Annotated in this window: 1 protein-coding gene; it reads left to right on the top strand. The window is 63.2% G+C overall.

Going from position 1 to position 234, the window contains the following annotated elements; translation table 11 throughout:
* On the top strand, nt 1–234 hold a 234-nt coding region (locus tag J5M58_RS27700), incomplete at both ends, for an amino acid permease (protein WP_207880746.1).

Raw genomic sequence — 234 nt, 5'->3', positions numbered from 1 at the left:
GCTACTTCTTCCCGATCTTCGGCGAAGGCAACACCCCTGCCGCCATCATCGGCGCGTCGGTGCTGCTGTGGGCGGTGCACTTCCTGGTGCTGCGCGGCATCAAGGAAGCGGCGTTCATCAACCAGGTGACCACCGTGGCCAAGGTGGTGCCGTTGCTGATTTTCGTGGTGATCGCGGCGTTCGCCTTCCGCGCCGATATCTTCACGCGTGATATCTGGGGCCTGAGCAACCCGC

This window comes from Pseudomonas sp. 32_A, assembly GCF_017490905.1.
GTDB lineage: Bacteria > Pseudomonadota > Gammaproteobacteria > Pseudomonadales > Pseudomonadaceae > Aquipseudomonas > Aquipseudomonas inefficax.
This window is presented reverse-complemented; position numbering and strand designations above follow the sequence as displayed.